This is a genomic window from Pseudoxanthomonas sp. Root65 (assembly GCF_001427635.1).
Classification (GTDB): Bacteria; Pseudomonadota; Gammaproteobacteria; order Xanthomonadales; family Xanthomonadaceae; genus Pseudoxanthomonas_A.
Map to the genome: position 1 here is coordinate 1,299,849 of NZ_LMHA01000001.1, position 22,168 is coordinate 1,322,016.

A 22,168-nucleotide genomic window follows, 5' to 3' on the forward strand; every position below is an offset into this window, starting at 1 on the left:
CGCGGTGCTTCATTCCCGGCGCCCGCGGCACTAAGATGCCGCGCAGGCACACCATCCCCCGGGTTACCACGTTGATCATCCATCCCAAAGTCCGCGGCTTCATCTGCACTACCACTCATCCGCTCGGGTGCGAGCTCAACGTGCGTGACCAGATCGCCGCCACGCGCGCGCAGGGCGTGCGCAGCGACGGGCCGAAGAAGGTGCTGGTGATCGGCGCATCCAGCGGCTACGGCCTGGCGGCGCGCATCAGCGCGGCGTTCGGCTTCGGCGCGGATACGCTGGGCGTGTTCTTCGAGAAGCCCGGCAGCGAGAAGAAGCCGGGCACGGCCGGCTGGTACAACTCGGCCGCGTTCGACAAGTTCGCGAAGGACGCCGGCCTCTACAGCAAGTCGATCAACGGCGATGCGTTCTCCGACGAAGCACGCGCCAAGGTCATCGAGCTGATCAAGAACGAGATGGGCGGCCAGGTCGACCTGGTGGTCTATTCACTGGCCTCGCCGGTGCGCAAGCTGCCGTCGACCGGTGAAGTGAAGCGCTCGGCGCTGAAGCCGATCGGTGCGCCGTACACGTCCACCGCCATCGACACCAACAAGGACCAGATCACCCAGGCCACGATCGAACCGGCGACCGAGCAGGAGATCGCCGACACCGTCACCGTGATGGGCGGGCAGGACTGGGAACTGTGGATCGATGCGCTGGACCAGGCCGGCGTGCTGGCCGACGGCGCACGCACGGTGGCCTTCAGCTACATCGGCACCGACATCACTTGGCCGATCTACTGGCACGGCGCGCTGGGCCGCGCCAAGGTGGACCTGGACCAGACCGCACAGCGCCTGGATGCACGTCTCAAGAAGACCGGCGGCACCGCGAATGTCGCCGTGCTGAAGTCGGTGGTGACGCAGGCCAGCTCCGCAATCCCGGTGATGCCGCTGTACATCAGCATCGTCTTCAAGGTGATGAAGGAACTGGGCCTACACGAAGGCACCATCGAACAGCTGGACCGCCTGTACCGCGAGCGCATGTACCGCGCCGACGGTGCGCCGGCCGAGACCGACGACGAGAACCGCCTGCGCTTGGACGACTGGGAACTGAAGCCCGAAGTGCAAGAGAAGGCCAAGGCGCTGTGGCCGCAGGTCACCAGCGAGAACCTGTTCCAGCTGACCGACTACGCAAACTACAAGCACGAGTTCCTCAAGCTGTTCGGCTTCGAGCGCAGCGACGTGGACTACGACGCCGACGTCGACCCGGACGTGAAGTTCGACTGCATCGAACTGTCGCCGGAGAGCTGAGCTCTTCGCATGGCGCATGGAAAGGGCGGGCTTCGGCCCGCCTTTTTTCGTTGCTCTCGCATGTGGGAGCGACGTAAGTCGCGATGGCACATCTTGAACACTTCTTCGCGACTTACGTCGCTCCCACAGTAAAGCCTACGAGCACTTTGGGTCCAACGCGCGGATACGCATCTTGCGCAGGTGCACGGGGTTGCCATGGTCCTGCACGGCGAGATGCCCGCGCCGCGCCTTGGCGAATTCCGGCTGGTCGGCGAACTTGCTCGCCGCCACGCGCCGGCGCCAGTCGTCGCTGTCCAGATCGTAAGCCGCCACGCGCACGCCGTTGAGCCAGTGCTCCACGCGCGGACCGCAGGCGACGATGCGCGTTTCGTTGTACTCATCGATCGGACGCAACACGTCGCGCGCCGGTGCGATCAGGTCGTACACGGCACCGGTCCGATGGCTGGGGATGACGCGGTCCTCGGCTTCCCGGTCGTCGAGCAGTTGGTATTCCACCGCGCGCGCCCACACCGGTGACGCATCGACGGCGCGATAGAACAGGCCACTGTTGCCGCCTGCAGGCAGGCGCCATTCCAGTTCCAGTTCGAAGTCGTCATAGGCCGCGACGCTGATGATGTCGCCACCGCCGGCCGTCGTCAGCGCGAGCTCGCCGCCGCTCGCCTGCCAGCGCGCATCCAGCGTGGATGCGCCGACGCTGCGCCATTGCGCGGCATCCGCAAGCGACTGCCACGGGGCGGCCGGCGTGGAGGCACAGCCGGATAGCAGTGCGGCCAGCAGGATCGATGCGATCCGCCGGCCGCGCATGCTCAGTCCACCACGCGGCAGAACACCGCCTTCAGATAGCGCGATTCCTGCACGTGCGCCATGAACGGGTGGTCGGGACCGGCACCGGCGACCTTGAGGATCTGGATCGTGCGACCGGAGAAGTAGGCGGCGCGGCGCAGCATGTCGAGGAACTGCTCCTCGCTGACCAGGCCGGTGCACGAGAACGTGGCGAACAGGCCACCCGGCTTCACCACGCCGAGCGCCAGCTTGTTCATGTCCAGGTATTTCTTCAGCGCGGCGATCACCTGCTCGCGGTCGCGCGTCATCTTGGCCGGATCGAGGATCACCACGTCGTACTGCTCGCCGCGGTTCGCCGCGTCGCGCAGGTACGGGAAGATGTCGGCCTGGACGAACTTGGGCCGCGCGTTGTTGAGCTTGGCGTTGCCCTTGGCGATCTGGATGACGTCCTGGTCGATGTCCACGCCGACCACCTCGGCCGCGCCGCGCGCCGCGGCATACACCGCGAAGCCGCCGGTGTTGCAGCACAGGTCGAGCACGCTCTTGCCCTCGACCTGGCGGCTGAGCCACTCGCGGTTCTCGCGCTGGTCGGCGAAGAAACCCGTCTTGTGCGCGCCGGCCGGGTCGGCGCGGAACTTCACGCCGTACTCGGTGATCACCGACGCTTCGGTCGTGGTGTTGCCGTGGAACTCGAAGCTCTCCTGCTTCTGCACGTGCTCATCGGCGAAGCTGTGGAAGCGGCAACCGGGGAACTGCTCGCGCAGCGCCTCGTAGATCCATTCGCGATGGCGGAACATGCCGGCAGCGAAGAACTCCACCACGATCAGGTCGCCGTAGCGGTCGACGACCAGGCCGGACAGGCCGTCGCCTTCGGCATGCACCACGCGCCAGGCATCGCTGATGGCGTCCAGCTTCAGCACGTCGCGGCGCAGCGAGACGGCGGCGGCGATCTTGCGTGAGAACCAGCCGGCGTCGACCGGGATGTCCGGGTGGGTCTCCAGGATGCGCACGGCGATGCGCGAATGGCCGTTGTAGAAGCCGCGGCCGATCCACTCGCCATCCACGCCGACCACCTCGACCACCGTCCCCGGCTTGGGTTTGGCGGCGGGCTTCTCGACCAGTTTCTGGAAGATCCACGGGTGGCTGGAACGCCAGGCGTTCTTCAGGCGTACGGTCGGGTTGGGCGTATTCATGAACGGCATTTTACCTGCCCGGTTGACCGCGCCGGGCGCCGCCCGGACAATTCGCCGCAGAAGGGGAGTAGCTCCCAACGTGCCGGCCGTCATTTCGAGCAGCGATGCTCCGGTCCCACGGCAGCCCGACGGGCTGTGAGCGAGACCTTCGCCGCGATGGCGAAGGCATACCCCGGATCCCCGTTTCCCGGTTCCGAGATGTCCGCGCCCGCGGCTGTCCTCCACTTTTTTTCGGGAATCTCGATGGAAACGATAGGCAACCCTTGGTTGTGGGCCGGCTTCGGCGGCCTGGTGGTAATCGCGCTGCTGGTCGACCTGGTGCTGATGCGCCACGGCGGCGCGCACAAGGTGACGTTCAAGGAAGCGACCTGGTGGAGCCTGGGCTGGATCGCGCTGGCGATGGTCTTCAATGGCGCGCTTTGGTGGTACGTCAACGAGACGGCGGGGCTGGTCGAGGCCAACCGCGTGGGCCTGGAGTTCCTGACCGGCTACCTGGTCGAGAAGGCGCTGGCGGTCGACAACATCTTCGTGTTCCTGATGGTGATGACCTACTTCGCGGTGCCGGAGGAACAGCGCCAGCGCGTGCTGGTGATCGGCATCCTGGGTGCCATCGTCCTGCGCAGCATCCTGATCTTCGCCGGTGCGGCGCTGCTGGCGAAGTTCCACTGGCTGCTCTATTTCTTCGGTGCATTCCTGCTGCTGACCGGCATCAAGATGTGGTTCGCCGCCGGCAAGGAGCCGGACCTGGAGAAGAACCCCGCGCTGCGCTGGATGCGCAACCACCTGAAGCTGACCGATGGTTACCGCGGCGACAAGCTGAGCGTGCGCGAGAACGGCGTGCGCTGGTTCACCCCGCTGTTCGTGGTGCTGGTGCTGATCGGCGTGACCGACGTTATCTTCGCGGTGGACAGCATCCCGGCGATCTTCGCGATCACCTCGGACCCGTTCATCGTGCTGACCTCCAACGTGTTCGCGGTGCTGGGCCTGCGCGCCATGTTCTTCCTGCTGGCCGGCATGGCCGACCGCTTCCACCTGCTGCCGTACGGCCTGGCGGTGGTGCTGGGCTTCATCGGCACAAAGATGCTGCTGATCGACGTGTACAAGATCCCGGTGCCGTGGGCGCTGGGTACGGTGGCGGCGATCCTGGGCATCACCGTCGCGCTGAGCCTGGCGCGGCCGCAGAAGGCCGACCCGGCCGCCTGACGCGATACCGGCAGACCATCCCGCCCACGGGATGGTCTGTCCATCGTGGCCCGGACTTGCATTCGCGCCGGGCGTCGCCAGAACTGGACCATGGACCTGCACCCCGACGACCCGGCGTTCGACCCGGACACCCAGCAGCGCTACGACCGCCAGCGCCTGCTGCGCGCGCTCAACCTGAGCCTGGCCTTCGTGCTGGTGCTGGCGATGGTGTACTCCGCGCAGAACAGTTTCGACGTGCGGGCGTTCACCATCGCACCGCTGTCGGTGGAGGGCCTGCTCGGCATCCTCACCGCACCGCTGCTGCACGGCTCGCTGGAACACATCGCCGCCAACGCATCGGCGCTGCTGATCCTCGGCACGCTGGCCGGCGCGGTCTATCCAAGAGCGACGCTGTGGGCGATCCCATTGGTGTGGCTGGGGGCGGGCCTCGGCCCGTGGCTGCTGGCCGATCCGGGCACGCACACGCTCGGTGCCAGCGGCCTGACCCACGGCCTGATGTTCATGATCTTCATGCTGGGCCTGCTGCGCCGCGACCGCGCGGCGATCGCGGCCGGCATGATCGCCTTCCTGTTCTACGGCGGCATGGTGCTGACCATCCTGCCGCGCGAAGCCGGCGTGTCGTGGCAGGCGCACCTGGGCGGCGCGGTGGCGGGACTGATCGCAGCGTTCCTGTTCCGTCGTTTGGACCCGGCGTTGCCGAAAAAGAAATACAGCTGGGAGATCGAGGAAGAGGAAGCCGCCGCGCGCAGCGACGACGAGCTCGAACTGCCGGCGCCGCGTGAAGTCCCACTGCTGTGGGTGCGGCCGGAATCGCCGGAAGAAGAGCAGCGTGGCGTGGTGCTGCGATTCCCTCCTCGCGAGCCACCGACGTCATGAGCATTCCTGTGGGAGCGACGTCAGTCGCGACGGGATGCCGGTGCATCGAGGACAAAAAAGAAAAGGCAGGCCGTCATGGCCTGCCTTTCTTTGTCCGGATGATGTATGCCCCTGTCGCGACTTACGTCGCTCCCACAGGAGCGTCGTGCGTCAGAACTTCGCGCTGAACTCCACGCCCACCGTGCGCGGCTCGTTGATGAAGCCGGTCAGGTTGTTGAAGTCGATGCCGCCCACGATGCGGCGCTGGTCGGTGATGTTGCGGCCGAACAGGGCCACTTCGTAATCGCCGTAGCCCCAGCCGTAGCCGACGCGCAGGCCACCTTCCAGCGACGACTTGCCGGTGAACTCGACGGAGTCGTACAGGAAGAAGTTCACTTCGCTGCGATAGGCCCAGTCGGTATAGACATACAGTTCGCTGCCATCGCCCAGGCCGACGCTGTAGCGGGCGGTCAGGTTGTGCACCCACTTCGGCGCCTGCGGCAGCTGGTTGCCGTCGATCAGCGCCAGGCCGCCGGTGTTGCGCGGATCGGTGACGGTGCACGCGGCGCAGACCGCGACGGCCAGGTCGTTGTCCTGGATCTCGGTGTCGTTGTAGCTGCTGCCCAGCGTGAGCAGCAGGTTGTCGAGCACGTACGCCTGCATATCAAGCTCGAAGCCCTTGCCCACCGACTTCTCGGCATTGAGCAGGATGTTCGCGTTGGCGGCGCCACCGACAGCGGTCAGCTGCTGGTCCTTGACGCGGTAGTAGTACACGCCGGCGCTCAGGCGGGCGCGCTTGTCCCAGAAATCCGCCTTGACGCCGGTCTCGACCGAGGTGACGGTTTCCGGACCGGCGACGGACTTGGCGTTGAACGCGCCCGCACTCTGGATGCTGCTGCCACGGAAGCCGGTCGCGGCGCGCGCGTACAGGTTCACGTCGTCGCTGACCGCATACGTGGCGGACAGGTCCCAGTTGAATTTCTTGTCTTCCGGAGATGCGGAAAGATCGCCATCGGGTTCCAGCGCGGCCAGCTGCGCCAGCGTGCACTTGCTCGCCAGCACGCAGGCGGCGAAGCCAGTGTTCCAGTAGTCCTCGACCGTCAGCTTCTTCTCGTCGACCGTGTAGCGAAGCCCCGCGCGCAGTTCCAGCTTGTCGGTCGCCTGCCAGGTCGCCGCGCCGAACACCGCCCACGCATCGTTGGTCTGGCGGATGCGCTGGTAGCCGTCCTGCGCGCTGTTGGCGAGCGAGTCGTAGCTGAAGCTTTCGACGCGGTAGTCTTCCTTGAAATAGAACACGCCCGCCTGCCAGTTCCACGGACCGGCGTATTCGGATTCGATGCGGAATTCCTGCGTCCACTGCGAATGGTCGGGAATGCCGTCGGCGGTCTCGGAGGCGAACGGGATGACGCCCGGGCCGGAGTCCGGCAGGAAGACCGCGCCGTAGCCACCGTCGATGTCGCCGCGGTTGATCGTCTCGACGCTCTCGTAGCCAGTGATCGAGTACAGCTTGTAGTCGCCGACGTCCCAGTTGAGCCGCGCGCTGGCACCCTGCGACTCCAGCTCGGAATAGTTCAGGCCATCCTGCGAGACCTTGTCCTCGTCGAAGCCGGGGACGAAGTTGTTGGTGCCCGGGTCGATGATGTTGGCGCGGAACAGGCGCGCGGTGCCGTTGAGCTTGCGTGCATGCGCATTGAGCAGCGCCTCGAAGCCGTCGCCCTCGTACAGGAACTGCACGCGGCCGGCCGATTCGTCGTATCCCTCGAAGCCATCGTTCGGGCCGGGATAGGTGTTTTCCACCCAGTCGTCGCGGCGCTGGTAGAGCACCGACGCGCGGGCGGACCAGTTCGCGCTCAGCGCGCCACCGACGGCACCTTCGACGTTCCACATGTTGTCGCTGCCGACGCCGACCTTGCCGTAGCCGCTGGTTTCCTGCGACGGCTTGGCCGACTCGAACTTCACCACGCCGGCGGGCGTATTGCGGCCGAACAGCGAGCCCTGCGGGCCACGCAGCACTTCGACCTGCTCCAGGTCGAACAGCGGGAAGCCCTTCAGGATGGGGTTTTCCTGCACCACGTCGTCGTACACCAGCGAGACCGGCTGCGAGGTGTTGAGGCGGAAGTCGGTGTTGCCGTAGCCGCGGATGTAGAAGCGCGGGAACGCGCGGCCGAACGAGGATTCGATGTTCAGGCTGGGCACGCGGCCGGACAGGAAGCGGATGTCGGTGCCGCCTGAGGCCAGCACGCCAAGCTGCTCGCCGTTGATCGTGCTGATCGACACCGGCACGTCCTGGATGTTCTCGACCTTGCGCTGCGCGGTGACCTGCACGGTGTCGAGCGTGGCGGCGTCCTTCTCGGCCGAGGTGGCGGCATCCTGGGCGAAGGCGGTGCCGAAGGGCAGCAGCGCGGCGATGGCAAAGGCGAGGCGATGCGGCCGGACGGCGGCCGGGCGGACTGGAGACATGGTGGTGGCTTTCCGAGTGGGTGGGAGTCGGGCGCCGGGCGGCGCTAGCACGCGAATGTTGCATTACAGCAAGAGGGGGAGCAATGGCCGGAAGTCCCGCTTCCGACGAAGGCCGGGGAAGTCGCCCTGCAACCGCGGTTTTCCATACGGCCGCGGCCTCCCGGGTACGTTCGGCGCGGGGGACGTGGCGCCGGCCGCGCGGCACCGGAGCGCCTTGGGCAGTGGCCGCGGTTGGCGCTGGTTGCGACCGCGCACGGTATGCTCCGCCGCTCGTTGCCCTCCCCTGCCTCGTCCCCATGCGCCTGATCCGTCGTTCGCGTCCCTTCCTGTTCGCCTGCTGTGCCGTGCTGCTGGCCGCGTGTGGCGGCGACAACGTCAGGCCCGCGCCGCCGCCGGTCGCGGTCGCGACGTTGCCGCCCGCGCCCAAACTGAAGGTCGGCATTGCGCTGGGTGGCGGTGCGGCGAAGGGCTTCGCGCATATCGGCGTGATCAAGATGCTGGAAGCCAACGGTATCGAACCGGTCGTCGTCTCCGGCACCAGCGCCGGCAGCGTGGTCGGCGCGCTGTACGCCAGCGGCATGGACCCGTTCCAGATGCAGAAGCAGGCGTTCGCGCTGGACGAGGCGAAGATCCGCGATGTGCGCCTGTTCTCCGGCGGCCTGGTGCAGGGCCAGAAGCTGCAGGACTACGTCAACGATCTTGTCGGCAAGCGCACCATCCAGCAATTGAAGAAGCCGTTCGCCGCGGTATCCACGCAACTGGAGAACGGCGAGCGCACGGTGTTCGTGCGCGGCAACACCGGCCAGGCGGTACGCGCATCGAGCAGCATCCCGGGCGTGTTCGAGCCCGTCGTCATCGGCAAGGCCAGCTACGTGGACGGCGGGGTGGTCAGCCCGGTACCGGTGGATGCGGCGCGCCAGCTGGGCGCGGATTTCGTCATCGCGGTGGACATCTCCACCAAGGCGCCAGGCACCAAGCCCGGCAGCATGCTCGGTATCGTCAACCAGTCCATCGGCATCATGGGCCAGCGGCTGGGCGAACAGGAACTGGCGCGCGCCGACATCGTCATCCGCCCGAGGGTCAACGACATCGGCCCGGCCGACTTCGAGCAGAAGAACACCGCCATCCTCGAAGGCGAGCGCGCCGCGCTGGCGGCGATGCCGCAGATCAAGGCGAAGATGGCCGAGCTGCAACGCACCCGCACCGCCGCGCATGCGGCGAAGCACGCACCGCCGAAGCCGGACCCGCGCTGCCTGGAAGAACCCTCGCGGCTGGGCCGTCTGTTCGGCCGCGACGTGAAGTGCGACGCGGCCGGGCAGCCGGTGAAGTCGCGCTGATCCGTTTCAGCCAAGCGCCCGCAGCGCGCGCGGCATCGTCGGCAACAGCAGGACGGCGGCCAAGCCGAAACGCAGGCACGCGCCAATGAGCGAGGCGTCGCCTAACAGCCAGAGCACGGCCGCTGCCGCGATCGCGGCGGCCAACAGTCCGCCTGCTGCGGCGAGCGTGGTCACGAGGCCCACGGCACGCTCGCCACGCGTGGTCGGAGCGGGATCGTTCCGCGGTTCGCGCATGCGCTGGACCAGCTGCACGGCCGCGACGGGCGCCAGGACCGTCATCGCGACAACGCGCGCAGCGGCATGTCCGCAGGCCACCGCCGCGAGCAGCAGGCAGGCGCCATAAACCGCCGCCCCTTCCAGCCCGGGCGCGGATGCATGCCCTGCCCAAGCCCCGAGCACCAGCGCACCCGCGCCCTGCACCGCGAGGGCCATCCCATCGCCCCGCGTCATGCCGTTACCCGGTGCAGGTTGTTGCGTGCCCTGGCCTCCAGCGCGTCGTGGAAGTGCGGTGTGCAGTAGATCGCGGGCCGGTCGAGGAAGCCCTTCAATATCTCGCGCCGCTTGCGTCGGAACAGGAAGCCAGGCACGTACGCGTACTCCTTCCGGATCTGCTGTTCGTACTCATCGAAACGGGCCCGCTCCGCACCGAGGATGGACAGGTCGACATCGACCAGCAGTTGCTCGTCGCGACCCGCGGGCACGGCGGTATGCCGCGTGGCCATCACCAGCGCGTGCACGCGATCGGCGATGTCCGCCACAACGCCGGCGTCGACCAGCGCGGTGCGCGCCAAGTCGGCACTACGCTGCTCGTTGTCATGTCCTTTGATGTCGTAGATCGCATCGTGGAACCACAGCGCGACTTCGACTTCGTCCGGGCGCTCGGCCAGCGCCCGCGCAGCGTCAAACGCCGACAGGCATTCACCGAGGTGCTGCTGCGTGTGGTAGTGGCGCTGCGGCTCGGCATACGCCGCCATCAGCCGCGCGAACAATGCGTTGCCCTCGCCCACCGCGCCGATGCCGGTCCATGCGCGTTGCCAGGAGCGTGAGAGAAGATCCATGCGGCAGTCTAGGCCGAGCGCGGCACAAATGGCGTTTGTGGGAGCGACGTCAGTCGCGAAAACAGATCCGCGATGGTTCATCGCGACTGACGTCGCTCCCACAACGACGCTGCGTCCTCTCACTGCGGAGACTGCAGCCCCTGCCCGCCCACCGGTACGGTCTCGATGTGGCTATCGAAGCCGGCGATCATCGGCCGTGCCTTCGCGATGGCCTGCTGCACGGCGGGCAGCGACAGCGAGGCCTTGTGGCTGGCGGCATCGGTCCAGACTTCGGTGATCCAGATCGCGTCGGCGTCCGCGGGGTCCTGCGCGATGACGTAGCTCAGGCAGCCGGGCATGGCGTCGGTGCCGTCCAGCAGGATCGCGAGCAGGGCGTCGCGCTGGCCGGGCGTGGCGCGCATCTTGCCGATCAGTCCGTACATGGGGGATCTCCGAAAGGGGCGGACGCGTTGTAGCACGCGTTGCGGACAGCCGGTGTCCGCGTCAGGCCTTCGGCAGCGGCAGACCGGCGTCGGTCTTGACCGCGCGCAGCACGAAGCTGGAGTTCACGTCGGCCACGCCGCTGGCGTTGAGCAGGTTGTCCAGCAGGAAGCGCGAGAAGTGCTCCAGGTCCTGCACCACCACGTGCAGCAGGTAGTCCATGTCGCCGGTCAGGGCGTAGCACGCAACCACCTCGTCCCAGGCCCGCACGCTGTCGCCGAAGTGCTGGACGCTGGCCGGGTCGTGCTTCTCCAGCTGCACGCGGACGAAGGCCTGCAGGCCCATGCCGATGGCCTGGGGGTCGACGCGGGCCGCATAGCCGGCAATCACGCCGGTCGCCTCCAGCCGCTGGATGCGGCGCAGGCAGGCCGACGGCGACAGGTTCACCTGGGCGGCGATGTCGGCGTTGGTGGCGCGGCCGTCGCGCTGCAGCAGGGCCAGCAGGCGCAGGTCGGTACGGTCGAGGGCGGTCGATTCGGCCATTTGCTGCGCAGGATAACCTGTTCATGCACGATCATTGCGCCATCAGCCGGCACAGGCGCAATTTTGCAAGCCTGTTGCGCGGCAGTGGCGCTAGCATCGTTGCTTCACCAGTCCGTCCGGGGGAACCGCCATGAACGAGCCGCGCCGCGTCGAGCACCAGCAGACCGACAAGGGCTACGTGCCGGTCTACACGACCGCGATCGTCGACCAGCCGGCGGATTACCCGGCCGACGACCATGCCACCTGGGGGGCGCTGTACGAACGCCAGCGCGCGCTGCTGGTGGGTCGCGCCTGCGACGAGTTCCTGCGGGCGCAGGACGCCATGGGCATGACGCCGGACCGCATCCCGCGCTTCGATGCGCTGAACGAGGTGCTGCGCGCCACCACGGGCTGGACGCTGGTGGGCGTGGAAGGCCTGCTGCCGGAGCTGGAGTTCTTCGACCATCTGGCCAACCGCCGCTTTCCGGTGACCTGGTGGATCCGCCGCCCCGACCAGATCGACTACATCGCCGAACCGGACCTGTTCCACGACCTGTTCGGCCACGTGCCGCTGCTGATGAATCCGGTGTTCGCCGACTACATGGAGGCCTACGGCAAGGGCGGAGTGAAGGCGCACGGCATCGGCCCCGAGGCGTTGCAGCACCTGACCCGTCTGTACTGGTACACGGTGGAGTTCGGCCTGATCGATACGCCCGACGGCCTGCGCATCTACGGCGCCGGCATCGTGTCCTCCAAAGGCGAATCGCTGTACTCGCTGGAATCGGACGCACCCAACCGCGTCGGCTTCGACCTGGAGCGGATCATGCGCACGCGCTACCGCATCGATACCTTCCAGAAGACCTACTTCGTCATCGACAGCTTCGAGCAGTTGATGAACGCCACCGCGCCGGACTTCACGCCCATCTATGCGCGCCTGGAAAGCCAGGACGCGATTCCCGCCGGCAACGTGCTCCAGGGCGACACGGTCTACACCCGCGGCACCGGCGAGGGCTGGGCCGAGGGCGGCGACGTCTGACGGGTGTGCCATCGTAGAGCGGAGCTTGCTCCGCTGCTTCTGCCCGCTGCCTCGAGCGTGATCGATTCCGGAAGGGATTCACCCTCATGGCCCGGGATGGAAGCGCAGCCGAGCAGGCTCGGCTCTACAATCCGCCGTCCCTCCTTCGCACGTCCTGCCATGCCCCGAGCGCTTTCGTTTTTCGCCCTGCTGGCGTTCTCGTTCGTGACTGTCCCGGCTCTCGCCCGCAACTGCGTGGTGACGATCGAGGCGACGGACATGATGACCTTCGACCTGAAGACCATCCGCGTGCCCGGCGACTGTGCTCAACTGCGGGTGGTGCTGAAGCACACGGGTCGCATGCCGGCGCAAGCGATGGGGCACAACTGGGTGCTGACAGAGACGCGCCACCACCGCGAGGTCGGGCTGGCCGGTGGGCGAATGACGCTGGCCGACGCTTACGTGCCGCGCAACGGTGTGCGCGTGCTGGCCCATACGCCGGTGATCGGCGGCGGGCAGACGACCGAGGTGGTGTTGCCGATGTCGCGCCTGCGCAAGGGCGGCGACTACACCTTCTTCTGCTCGTTCCCCGGCCACTGGAACATGATGAAGGGCAAGCTCATCGTCGAGTGAACGGAGCATGTTGATGGTCTCCGTCAACGCTTCGCCGGTTTCTGCCCAGCGGCGCGCGCCTCTCGCGGTCGCGGTCACGTGCCTCCGGTAGCATGTCGGCATGCGCCAGGCCTGCATCGCGCGCACCCTGTTCACAGCCGACGGCACGCCATGAATACCGACTACCGCACCCCGCTCCCGGGCACGACGCTCGACTACTACGACGCGCGCGCCGCCGTCGATGCCCTGCAGGCCGGCGCCTGGGCCACGCTGTCGTACACGGCGCGCGTGCATGCCGAGAACATCGTGCGCCGCGCCGATCCCGCGCGCCGCGACGACTATCTGCGCCAGCTCATCGAGTGCCGCCGCGACCTGGATTTCCCGTGGTTCCCGGTGCGTGTGGTCTGCCACGACATCCTCGGGCAGACGGCGCTGGTGGACCTGGCTGGCCTGCGCGACGCGATCGCCGACATGGGCGGCGATCCGGCGCAGGTGAATCCGGTGGTGCCGGTGCAGCTGATCGTCGACCACTCGCTGGCGGTGGAGTGCGGCGGCTACGATCCGGATGCGTTTGCGAAGAACCGCGCCATCGAGGACCGTCGCAACGAGGACCGCTTCCATTTCATCGACTGGACCAAGCAGGCGTTCAAGAACGTCGACGTGATTCCGCCGGGCAACGGGATCATGCACCAGATCAACTTGGAGAAGATGTCGCCGGTCGTCTACGTGCAGGACGGCGTGGCCTTCCCCGACACCTGCGTCGGCACCGACAGCCACACGCCGCATGTCGACGCGCTGGGCGTCATCGCCGTCGGCGTGGGCGGCCTGGAAGCGGAGAACGTGATGCTTGGCCGCGCCTCGTGGATGCGCACGCCGGACATCGTGGGCGTCGAACTCAGCGGCCGACCGCAGCCCGGCATCACCGCGACCGACGTGGTGCTGGCGCTGACCGAATTCCTGCGCCAGTCGAAGGTGGTCGGTGCCTATCTCGAATTCCGTGGCGAAGGCGCAGCGGCACTGACCATCGGCGACCGCGCGACCATCTCGAACATGGCGCCGGAGTACGGCGCGACCGCCGCGATGTTCTTCATCGACGACAACACGCTGGACTACCTGCGCCTGACCGGTCGCAGCGACGAACAGGTCGCGCTGGTCGAAACCTATGCGAAGACCGCCGGTCTGTGGGCCGACGACCTGACGACCGCGCAGTACGAACGCACCCTGCACTTCGACCTGTCCACCGTCGTGCGCAACATGGCCGGCCCGTCCAACCCGCACAAGCGTCTGCCGACCAGCGCACTGGCCGAACGCGGCATCGCCGACGAGACCAAACTGGCCTCGGGTCGGGTGGAAGAAGCGCAGGGCCTGATGCCGGACGGCGCGGTGATCATCGCTGCGATCACCTCGTGCACCAATACCAGCAATCCTCGCAACGTCATCGCCGCCGCGCTGCTGGCGCGCAACGCCAATACGAAGGGCCTGGTGCGCAAGCCGTGGGTGAAGAGCTCGCTCGCACCGGGCTCCAAGGCCGTGCAGCTGTACCTCGAAGAGTCGGGCCTGCTGCCCGAGCTGGAGACGCTGGGCTTCGGCATCGTCGCGTTCGCGTGCACCACCTGCAACGGCATGAGCGGCGCGCTGGATCCGAAGATCCAGCAGGAAATCATCGACCGCGACCTGTACGCCACCGCCGTGCTGTCGGGCAACCGCAACTTCGACGGCCGCATCCACCCGTATGCAAAGCAGGCGTTCCTTGCGTCGCCGCCGCTGGTGATCGCCTACGCCATCGCCGGCACCGTGCGTTTCGACATCGAGAAGGATGCACTGGGCTTCGATGCCGATGGCAACGCGATCACGCTGAAGGACCTCTGGCCGAGCGACGAGGAGATCGACGCCGTGGTCAAGGCCAGCGTCAAGCCGGAGCAGTACCGCGCCGTCTACAACCCCATGTTCAACGTCCGCGTCGAACATGGCGGGAAGGTCGAGCCGCTGTACGCATGGCGTCCGCAGAGCACCTACATCCGCCGTCCGCCGTATTGGGAAGGCGCGCTGGCCGGTGAACGCACGCTGCGCGGCATGCGGCCGCTGGCGGTGCTGGGCGACAACATCACCACTGACCATCTGTCGCCGTCCAACGCGATCCTCGCGTCCAGCGCGGCCGGCGAGTATCTGGCGAAGATGGGCCTGCCGGAAGAGGACTTCAATTCCTACGCCACGCACCGCGGCGACCATCTGACCGCGCAGCGTGCGACCTTCGCGAATCCGCAGCTCGTCAACGAGATGGCGGTGATCGACGGCGAGGTCAAGAAAGGCTCGCTGGCGCGCATCGAACCTGACGGGCAGGTGGTGCGCATGTGGGAAGCCATCGAGACGTACATGGAGCGCAAGCAGCCGCTGGTGATCATCGCCGGCGCCGACTACGGTCAGGGCAGCTCGCGCGACTGGGCGGCGAAGGGCGTGCGGCTGGCCGGCGTGGAAGCGATCGTCGCCGAGGGCTTCGAGCGCATCCACCGCACCAACCTGATCGGCATGGGCGTGCTGCCGCTGGAGTTCAAGGCTGGCGAGACGCGCAAGACCTACGGGATCGACGGCACCGAGACCGTCGATGTGGTCGGCGAGCGCAGGCCACGCGCCGAGCTGACGGTGGTGATCCACCGCGCCAACGGCGAGACCGTGCAGGTGCCGGTGACCTGCCGGCTGGACTCGGACGAGGAAGTGTCGATCTACGAGGCGGGCGGCGTCCTGCAGCGGTTCGCGCAGGATTTCCTCGACGCGTCGAAAGCGGCCTGACCCGTTCGTCGTACCGGTACATCCACGAACAGGAGTCCGATCATGTCCGAGAACGCCCCAGGTACCGTCCGCCTGCATCGCGTGCTGCGCGCGCCCCCGTCGCGCGTCTACCGCGCCTTCCTCGACCCGGACGCGATGGTGAAGTGGCTGCCGCCGCACGGCTTCACCGGCAAGGTCCATTCGATGGACGCCCGCGTGGGCGGCGGCTACACCATGTCGTTCACCAACTTCGGCACCGGTTCCAGCCACTCCTTCGGCGGCACCTACGTGGAGCTGGTGGAGAACGAACTGCTGCGCTACACCGATCAGTTCGACAACCCCGGCCTGCCGGGCCAGATGCAGGTCACGGTCACGCTGACGCAGAGCGTCGTCGGCACCGAGCTTAACGTCATGCAGGAAGGTATCCCCGCCGCCATCCCGGTCGACTTCTGCTACCAGGGCTGGCAAGAGTCGCTGGAGCTGCTGGCGAAGCTGGTGGAGCCGGAGATTCCTGACGGGACTTGATCCTTCTCCCATGAAGAAACCTGCACAACCGCGCCTTTTCCTCGCGTCTCTTCCGTCACTAGCGTGGCGGAAGCATGCACTTGCTAAGCTCGACCAGCTCGGTGTCACTGACAAGTTGGGCAGCAGGCTGTTCCGTCCCGGAAACTGGCATCAATCTCTCTCGGAAAGGTTTTTCGATCCGACGCAGGACGAGTGCGACGCGCTTCTTAGAGTGGGTGATCAGCTCTCGGCACATGCATGCACGCTGGATTTCAATCGAGTGGAAGGTCCGGATCTCGCAGTAGGCAGGAAACATTGCACGTTGCGGGCTTTCGGGACGCCCAAGGGTTTCTCTCGTCTGTTACTGCAGGTGAAGAATCAGCTGGTCTCTAACGACTTAGGTCAGATTGCGACCGGGGTGACACCCCACATCACCTTGAGTTACAACGCCGATCGCTCCTTTTCCAACACGCTCGTTGATCCCACTATCCCGTGGACGATTGATGAGTTATGCCTCGTGATAGGCGGCGGCGATCCCTACGGTTACGAAGTCATCGGGCGCTGGCCATTACTGCCAGAACTTGATCCGCCGGTTACGCAACCACTGCTGTTTTGATCAGCCATCCTAAGCAGAGAACGGAAGATTCCTATGTCGTCCAAGTCCCAGATCCGCATCCCCGCCACCTACCTGCGCGGCGGCACGTCGAAAGGCGTGTTCTTCCGCCTGCAGGACCTGCCCGAACGCGCGCAGGTGCCGGGACCGGCGCGCGATGCGCTGCTGTGCCGCGTGATCGGTTCACCCGATCCCTATGGCAAACACACCGACGGCATGGGCGGGGCGACATCGAGCACCAGCAAGGTGGTCATCATCTCGGCCAGCTCGCAGCCCGGGCATGACGTGGATTATCTGTACGGGCAGGTGCCGATCGACCAGGCCTTCATCGACTGGAGCGGCAACTGCGGCAACCTGTCGTCGGCGGTGGGCCCGTTCGCGATCGCCAACGGCTTCATCGACGCGGCGCGCATTCCCGACAACGGCGTGGTGACCGTCCGCATTTGGCAGGCCAACATCCGCAAGACCATCGTCGCCCATGTCCCGGTGACGAACCGGGAAGTGCAGGAAACCGGCGACTTCGAGCTGGACGGCGTGACCTTCCCCGCCGCGGAAGTGCAGCTGGAATTCATCGATCCGGCAGACGAGGGCGATGGCGACGGCGGTGGCGCGATGTTCCCGACCGGAAACCTTGTCGACGATCTTCACGTGCCCGGCGTGGGCGTGTTCAAGGCCACGATGATCAATGCCGGCGTACCGGTGGTGTTCGTCGAGGCGGCGGCGCTGGGCTACGACGGCACTGAGCTGCAGGGCGCGATCAACGAGGACAAAGCGGCGCTGGAGAAGCTCGACGCGATCCGCGCGCAGGGTGCGGTCCGCATGGGCTTGGTCGCCGATGTCGCGGCCGCGGCCAAGCGTCCGCTGACGCCGAAGGTTGCCTTCGTCGCACCGCCGAAGGACTACGTGTCGTCGAGCGGCAAGCCCGTGCACGCGGCGGACATCGATCTGCTGGCGCGCGCGATGTCGATGGGCAAGCTGCACCACGCGATGATGGGTACGGCCTCGGTGGCCATCGCGACCGCCGCCGCCGTGCCGGGCACCGTGGTCAATGCCGCGGCCGGTGGCGGCACGCGCGAGGTGCTGGTGTTCGGGCATCCCTCCGGCACGCTGCGCGTCGGTGCCGACGTCAAGCAGGTGGACGGCACCTGGGTGGTGACCAAGGCGGTGATGAGCCGCAGCGCGCGCGTGTTGATGGAAGGCACCGTGCGCGTGCCGGGCGACGCGTTCTGACGACATCCAGCTGACCTGCCGGAAGTCACCACTTGCGGCGAAGCCATTGCCTCGGCGCGGGGCAGGCGACAGCATGGGCGCATGTGGACCGCCCTGACCCGACTTCGCGAACCCATGACGCTCGCCGGCGTGTTCACGCTCGCGGCCGTTGCCTTGGGACTGCGCTTCATGCCGGACGACGTGCTGCCGCTCGCGGTGGCGGCGTGGGCGGGTTATGCCGCCGCATTCCTGTTCCTGGCCACCGGGCCGGAGGCATGGCGCCCCGCCAAGCTGGCATCGCTGTGCGTGATGGCGCTGCTGGCGCTGTCGCTGGCCGCGCTGACGCCGCGCATCGGCACGGCCCAGGTGCTGCTGGTCATCTGGGTTGCGTGCGCCGTGAACCTGCTGGGGCCGCGCTGGGTGATCGGCGCGACGCTGGTGTTGAACCTGGCGTTCTACCTGCTCATGGCGCAGAACGATTTCGGTGCGCCGCTGACGGTGACACTGATCAACATGGGTTTCCAGGCGCTCGCCGGGCTGTGCGTGCATTATGCGCGCCGTGCGGAGGATTCCCGGGATGCACTCGCCCGCGTCAACGCGGACCTGCTGGCCACGCGCGCCCTGCTGGCCGACAGCGCGCGCGATGCCGAGCGACTGCGCGTGGCGCGCGAACTGCACGACGTGGCCGGCCACAAGCTCACTGCGATGAAACTCAACCTGCGCGCGCTGGCCAGCGACCCCGTGTTCGCCGCGCGCGACGAGGTCCGCGTGGCCCAGCAACTGTCCACCGAACTGCTGGACGACATCCGCAACGTGGTGCAGGCCCTGCGCGATGCGCGCGGGCTGGACCTGCAGACGGCGATCCGCGCGTTGGCAGCGCCGTTGCCGCGCCCCGCGCTGGCGTTGAACATCCAGGAAGGCGTGAAGGTCGATGACCCCGCCGTTGCCGAAACGCTGTTGCGCATCGTGCAGGAGTGCCTGACGAACGCGGCACGCCATGCCGGTGCGCAGACGCTGACCGTGTCATTGAAGAAGGAGAACGCAGGCATGCACCTGCAGATCGAAGACGATGGCCGCATGAAAGGCTGCATGCGCGAAGGCAATGGCGTGTCGGGCATCCGCGAACGCGTTGCTGGGCTGGGTGGTGAGCTGCAGTTCGGCAGCAGCGCGAGCGGCGGCCTGCGCCTGGACGTGAGGCTGCCCGTATGAGCGTGCGCGTCGCCCTGGCGGACGACCAGGCGCTGGTGCGCGCCGGCCTGCGCGCGCTGCTGAAGGCGCAACAGGTGGAGGTGGTGTTCGAAGCCGATGACGGCGCCGACCTGCTGGCAAAGCTGGCATCGCAACCGGTGGACGTGGTGCTCAGCGACATCCGCATGCCCGGCGTGGACGGCATCGATGCCCTGATCACGCTGCGCGAACGCGGCGACCGCACGCCGGTGCTGCTGCTCACCACCTTCGACGACAGCGACCTGCTGCTCCGGGCCACCGAAGCGGGTGCGCAGGGCTTCCTGCTGAAGGACGCCGCGCCGGAAGACCTGCACGACGCCATCCGGCGCGTGGCCGCCGGCGACACGCTGCTGCAGCCGGTCAGCACCGATCCGGTCCGCGCGCGCTACCGCTTCCACGACGAGGCCGCGCCCACCGACACCTTCAGCGAGCGCGAGGTTGCGATCCTGCGCCTGCTCGCCGGCGGTTACTCGAACAAGGAAATCGCCCGCACGCTGTTCCTCGCCGAAGGCACGGTGAAGAACTACGTCTCCACCATCCTCGACAAGCTCGGCACCCGCGACCGCACCCGCGCCGTGCTGAAGGCGATCACGCTGCGGATCATCTGAGGGCGCCGGCTTCGGGGTGCCTGCTGTGGGTTCTTGATGCCTCCTGTGGGAGCGACGTCGGTCGCGATGCTTTTCCAGCGGATGGCTGATCGCGACTGACGTCGCTCCCACACCCACCATCACCCGCACCCTAGAACACCCACACCATCGCCGCACCCGCCGCCAGCGCGGCCATCAGGCCTGCGGAGACACGCATGCCGTACGCCGCGCCGCCACTGACCCAGGCGATCACCGACTTGGCGATCAGGCTCGCCGCCAGCAACGCCAGCATCCACCAGCGCGCCTCGTCCGCTGCGAGTCCGCCCCGTGCGAACTGGGTGGCCAGCGTGGCCACCGCGGCGTGCAGCTCCGCCATCGCCGACATCGCGGCTGCGGCCATCGCACCGCGCGGGCCGATCCAGGCGGCTAGTGCCGCCGCGACGAAGGTCAGCGCCGCCACCAGCAGCGCGAACCCCAGCGCCTGGCCGAAGCGGAACATGCGGCTTTCCGACGTCGGTGGCTTCACCGCGTCGTCTTCGCTGCGATGCAGGCCCAGCAGGCCGCCGGCCAGCAGCACCGCGCCGATCGCGCCCAGTTCCGGCAGCAGGTCGCGCACCAGCGGCGGCGACACCGTCCACAGGATCGGCACGCACAGCGTCAGCGAGGCGAGGTTGGACAGCAGCGCGGCCGCCACCGCCGAGCGCAGCAGCGCCGGCGTCTCCTTCGCACGTTGCCCGAAGCCGATGGTCGCCGCGGTCGACGACACGTAGCCGGCGAAGAAGCCGGCGGCCGCCAGTCCCCAGCGATTGCCGACCAGCCGCAGCACGATATGGCCCAGCGCGCTGACCGCCATCACCAGCACCACCAGCGTCCAGATCGTCGCCAGGTTGATCGCGTCGAACGGACCGATCGGGCGGTCCGGCAGGATCGGCAGGATCACCAGGGCCGACGCCAGCAGCAGCAGGCCGTCGAAGACCTCGCGCTCGCTGAAGGTGTCGCGGGTGAGTTCGTGCAGCGGCTGCTTGGCGTACAGCAGCACGGCGACGACCACCGCGAGCGCGGTCGCCAGCGCCGGTGTGCGCATCGCCAGGGCGCCGAGCAGGAAGGTCACCACCAGCGTCACCTCGCTGGTCAGACCCGGGTCGTCGCGGCGGGTCGCACGGTAGCCCATGGCCGCCAGCAGACCGGTCACCGCCAGGGCGACCAGCACCACCGGCTGCCCGAGCGATGCAGCGACGGCGGCACCCAGTGCCACCAGCGCATGCGTGCGCAACCCGGCAATGCCGTGCGCACGACCGGGGCTGCGCTCGCGCACCAGCCCGATCAACAGGCCCAGCCCGAGCGCCGAGGACAGGGCCAGCCAGGTGCCGGGAGTCGCTTCGTCCATCCTGCCTTCCTCGTCCAGGGCCGCCAGCATAGCGAGTGGTCTTGCATTGGTCTCGTCAACCCGGACAATGCGCGCACCTTCGCCGTGGACCCCATCATGCCCGCTCCCGCTCCGTCCGCCGTCTCACTGAGCCGCTACCTGATCGAGGAGCAGCGCGCCGGCCGCATCAGCGCCGACCTGCGCCAGCTCATCGCGGTGGTCGCCCGCGCCTGCACCAGCATCTCCATCGCGGTCAGCAAGGGTGCGCTGGGCGGCGTGCTGGGCGACGCCGGCACCGGCAACGTGCAGGGCGAGGCGCAGAAGAAGCTGGATGTGCTGAGCAACGACATCCTGCTGGAGGCCAATGCCTGGGGCGGCCACCTGGCTGCGTGCGCGTCGGAGGAAATGGACCACAGCCAGCCGATCCCGGACGCCTACCCGCGCGGCGGCTTCCTGCTGCTGTTCGATCCGCTGGACGGCAGCTCCAATATCGACGTCAACGTCTCGGTCGGCACCATCTTCTCGGTACTGCGCTGTCCGGACGGCGTGACCACCCCGGGCGACGAGCACTTCCTGCAGCCCGGCCGCGAGCAGGTCGCCGCCGGCTACTGCATCTACGGGCCCAGCACGATGCTGGTGCTGACCACCGGCAACGGCACGCACGCCTTCACCCTGGACCGCGAACAGGGCGCGTTCGTGCTGACCCAGCGCGACATGCGCATCCCGGAGGAGACGAAGGAGTTCGCCATCAACCTGTCCAACCAGCGCCACTGGGAAACCCCGATGCAGGGCTACGTCAGCGACCTGCTCGCCGGCAGGGACGGCCCGCGCGGCAAGGACTTCAACATGCGCTGGATCGCCAGCATGGTGGCCGACGTGCACCGCATCCTGACCCGCGGCGGCATCTTCATCTATCCCTGGGACCGCAAGGAGCCGGGCAAGGCCGGCAAGCTGCGCCTGATGTACGAGGCCAACCCGATGGGCATGCTGGTCGAACAGGCCGGCGGCGCCGCCAGCACCGGGCGCGAGGACATCCTGTCGCTGCAACCCACGCAATTGCACCAGCGCGTGCCGGTATTCCTGGGCTCGAAGCAGGAGGTCGAAGCGGCCGTCGGCTATCACCGGGCGCACGACGCGGCGGCGGCGTGA

Annotated in this window: 21 protein-coding genes; 13 read left to right on the forward strand and 8 right to left on the reverse strand. The window is 67.5% G+C overall.

Going from position 1 to position 22,168, the window contains the following annotated elements:
* Positions 1–71: 71 nt before the first annotated feature.
* On the forward strand, positions 72–1,289 hold the full coding sequence (gene fabV, locus ASD77_RS05720) for an enoyl-ACP reductase FabV (protein ID WP_055938581.1): 1,218 nt from the start codon (positions 72–74) through the stop codon (positions 1,287–1,289).
* 135 nt (positions 1,290–1,424) lie between these two features.
* Here fabV and ASD77_RS05725 read toward each other — a convergent pair whose 3' ends face one another.
* Both ASD77_RS05725 and ASD77_RS05730 read right to left on the reverse strand, forming a co-directional pair.
* Positions 1,425–2,093, reverse strand: a complete 669-nt coding sequence (locus ASD77_RS05725; RefSeq protein WP_055938584.1) for a DUF1080 domain-containing protein — start codon at positions 2,091–2,093, stop codon at positions 1,425–1,427.
* A gap of 2 nt (positions 2,094–2,095) precedes the next feature.
* Positions 2,096–3,265, reverse strand: a complete 1,170-nt coding sequence (locus tag ASD77_RS05730; RefSeq protein ID WP_055938587.1) for a class I SAM-dependent rRNA methyltransferase — start codon at positions 3,263–3,265, stop codon at positions 2,096–2,098.
* A gap of 243 nt (positions 3,266–3,508) precedes the next feature.
* On the opposite strand from ASD77_RS05730, the gene ASD77_RS05735 reads away from it, so the two are divergent.
* Both ASD77_RS05735 and ASD77_RS05740 read left to right on the forward strand, forming a co-directional pair.
* Positions 3,509–4,468: a TerC family protein gene (locus ASD77_RS05735; protein WP_055938589.1), complete on the forward strand. Its 960-nt coding sequence runs from the start codon at positions 3,509–3,511 to the stop codon at positions 4,466–4,468.
* Positions 4,469–4,558: 90 nt separating this feature from the next.
* Entirely contained in the window at positions 4,559–5,344 is a 786-nt protein-coding gene (locus tag ASD77_RS05740; protein ID WP_055938592.1) for a rhomboid family intramembrane serine protease, read from the forward strand.
* 150 nt (positions 5,345–5,494) lie between these two features.
* Here the strand turns inward: ASD77_RS05740 and ASD77_RS05745 are convergent, their stop codons facing one another.
* Entirely contained in the window at positions 5,495–7,783 is a 2,289-nt protein-coding gene (locus ASD77_RS05745) for a TonB-dependent receptor (RefSeq protein WP_055938594.1), read from the reverse strand.
* 296 nt (positions 7,784–8,079) lie between these two features.
* Between ASD77_RS05745 and ASD77_RS05750 the strand changes: the two genes are divergently transcribed.
* Entirely contained in the window at positions 8,080–9,120 is a 1,041-nt protein-coding gene (locus ASD77_RS05750) for a patatin-like phospholipase family protein (RefSeq protein WP_055938596.1), read from the forward strand.
* A gap of 6 nt (positions 9,121–9,126) precedes the next feature.
* Here ASD77_RS05750 and ASD77_RS05755 read toward each other — a convergent pair whose 3' ends face one another.
* The 4 genes from ASD77_RS05755 to ASD77_RS05770 form a co-directional block, all read right to left on the reverse strand.
* Entirely contained in the window at positions 9,127–9,570 is a 444-nt protein-coding gene (locus ASD77_RS05755; RefSeq protein WP_156383478.1) for a hypothetical protein, read from the reverse strand.
* Positions 9,567–10,178, reverse strand: a complete 612-nt coding sequence (locus ASD77_RS05760) for a hypothetical protein (RefSeq protein WP_055938607.1) — start codon at positions 10,176–10,178, stop codon at positions 9,567–9,569. The genes ASD77_RS05755 and ASD77_RS05760 overlap by 4 nt, the downstream gene beginning before the upstream one ends.
* Before the next feature lie 119 nt (positions 10,179–10,297).
* On the reverse strand, positions 10,298–10,600 hold the full coding sequence (locus ASD77_RS05765) for a putative quinol monooxygenase (RefSeq protein ID WP_055938609.1): 303 nt from the start codon (positions 10,598–10,600) through the stop codon (positions 10,298–10,300).
* A gap of 61 nt (positions 10,601–10,661) precedes the next feature.
* Positions 10,662–11,141 (reverse strand): Lrp/AsnC family transcriptional regulator, encoded by a 480-nt coding sequence (locus tag ASD77_RS05770; RefSeq protein WP_055938612.1) that lies wholly within the window; start codon positions 11,139–11,141, stop codon positions 10,662–10,664.
* Between the two features lie 130 nt (positions 11,142–11,271).
* Between ASD77_RS05770 and phhA the strand changes: the two genes are divergently transcribed.
* From phhA to ASD77_RS05805, 8 genes are all read left to right on the forward strand, one after another.
* Positions 11,272–12,156: a phenylalanine 4-monooxygenase gene (gene phhA, locus ASD77_RS05775; protein WP_055938617.1), complete on the forward strand. Its 885-nt coding sequence runs from the start codon at positions 11,272–11,274 to the stop codon at positions 12,154–12,156.
* Positions 12,157–12,315: 159 nt separating this feature from the next.
* Positions 12,316–12,768, forward strand: a complete 453-nt coding sequence (gene azu / locus ASD77_RS05780; protein ID WP_055938620.1) for an azurin — start codon at positions 12,316–12,318, stop codon at positions 12,766–12,768.
* A 150-nt stretch (positions 12,769–12,918) separates the two neighbouring features.
* Positions 12,919–15,534 (forward strand): Fe/S-dependent 2-methylisocitrate dehydratase AcnD, encoded by a 2,616-nt coding sequence (gene acnD, locus ASD77_RS05785; RefSeq protein WP_055938623.1) that lies wholly within the window; start codon positions 12,919–12,921, stop codon positions 15,532–15,534.
* Between the two features lie 42 nt (positions 15,535–15,576).
* Complete coding sequence (locus tag ASD77_RS05790) at positions 15,577–16,038, forward strand: SRPBCC family protein (protein ID WP_055938626.1); 462 nt, start codon at positions 15,577–15,579, stop codon at positions 16,036–16,038.
* Positions 16,039–16,048: 10 nt separating this feature from the next.
* On the forward strand, positions 16,049–16,633 hold the full coding sequence (locus ASD77_RS18045) for a hypothetical protein (protein ID WP_156383479.1): 585 nt from the start codon (positions 16,049–16,051) through the stop codon (positions 16,631–16,633).
* A gap of 33 nt (positions 16,634–16,666) precedes the next feature.
* Complete coding sequence (prpF, locus tag ASD77_RS05795) at positions 16,667–17,860, forward strand: 2-methylaconitate cis-trans isomerase PrpF (protein WP_055938629.1); 1,194 nt, start codon at positions 16,667–16,669, stop codon at positions 17,858–17,860.
* Between the two features lie 81 nt (positions 17,861–17,941).
* Positions 17,942–19,048: a histidine kinase gene (locus ASD77_RS05800; RefSeq protein ID WP_055938632.1), complete on the forward strand. Its 1,107-nt coding sequence runs from the start codon at positions 17,942–17,944 to the stop codon at positions 19,046–19,048.
* Entirely contained in the window at positions 19,045–19,674 is a 630-nt protein-coding gene (locus ASD77_RS05805; RefSeq protein WP_055938635.1) for a response regulator transcription factor, read from the forward strand. The genes ASD77_RS05800 and ASD77_RS05805 overlap by 4 nt, the downstream gene beginning before the upstream one ends.
* Before the next feature lie 130 nt (positions 19,675–19,804).
* On the opposite strand, the gene ASD77_RS05810 is transcribed toward ASD77_RS05805, so the two are convergent.
* Positions 19,805–21,040 carry a DUF4010 domain-containing protein gene (locus ASD77_RS05810; protein ID WP_162247597.1) on the reverse strand — a complete coding sequence of 412 codons (1,236 nt, stop codon included), beginning with the start codon at positions 21,038–21,040 and terminating at the stop codon, positions 19,805–19,807.
* 96 nt (positions 21,041–21,136) lie between these two features.
* Here ASD77_RS05810 and ASD77_RS05815 point away from each other — a divergent pair, with 96 nt between their 5' ends.
* Positions 21,137–22,168 carry a class 1 fructose-bisphosphatase gene (locus ASD77_RS05815; protein WP_055938641.1) on the forward strand — a complete coding sequence of 344 codons (1,032 nt, stop codon included), beginning with the start codon at positions 21,137–21,139 and terminating at the stop codon, positions 22,166–22,168.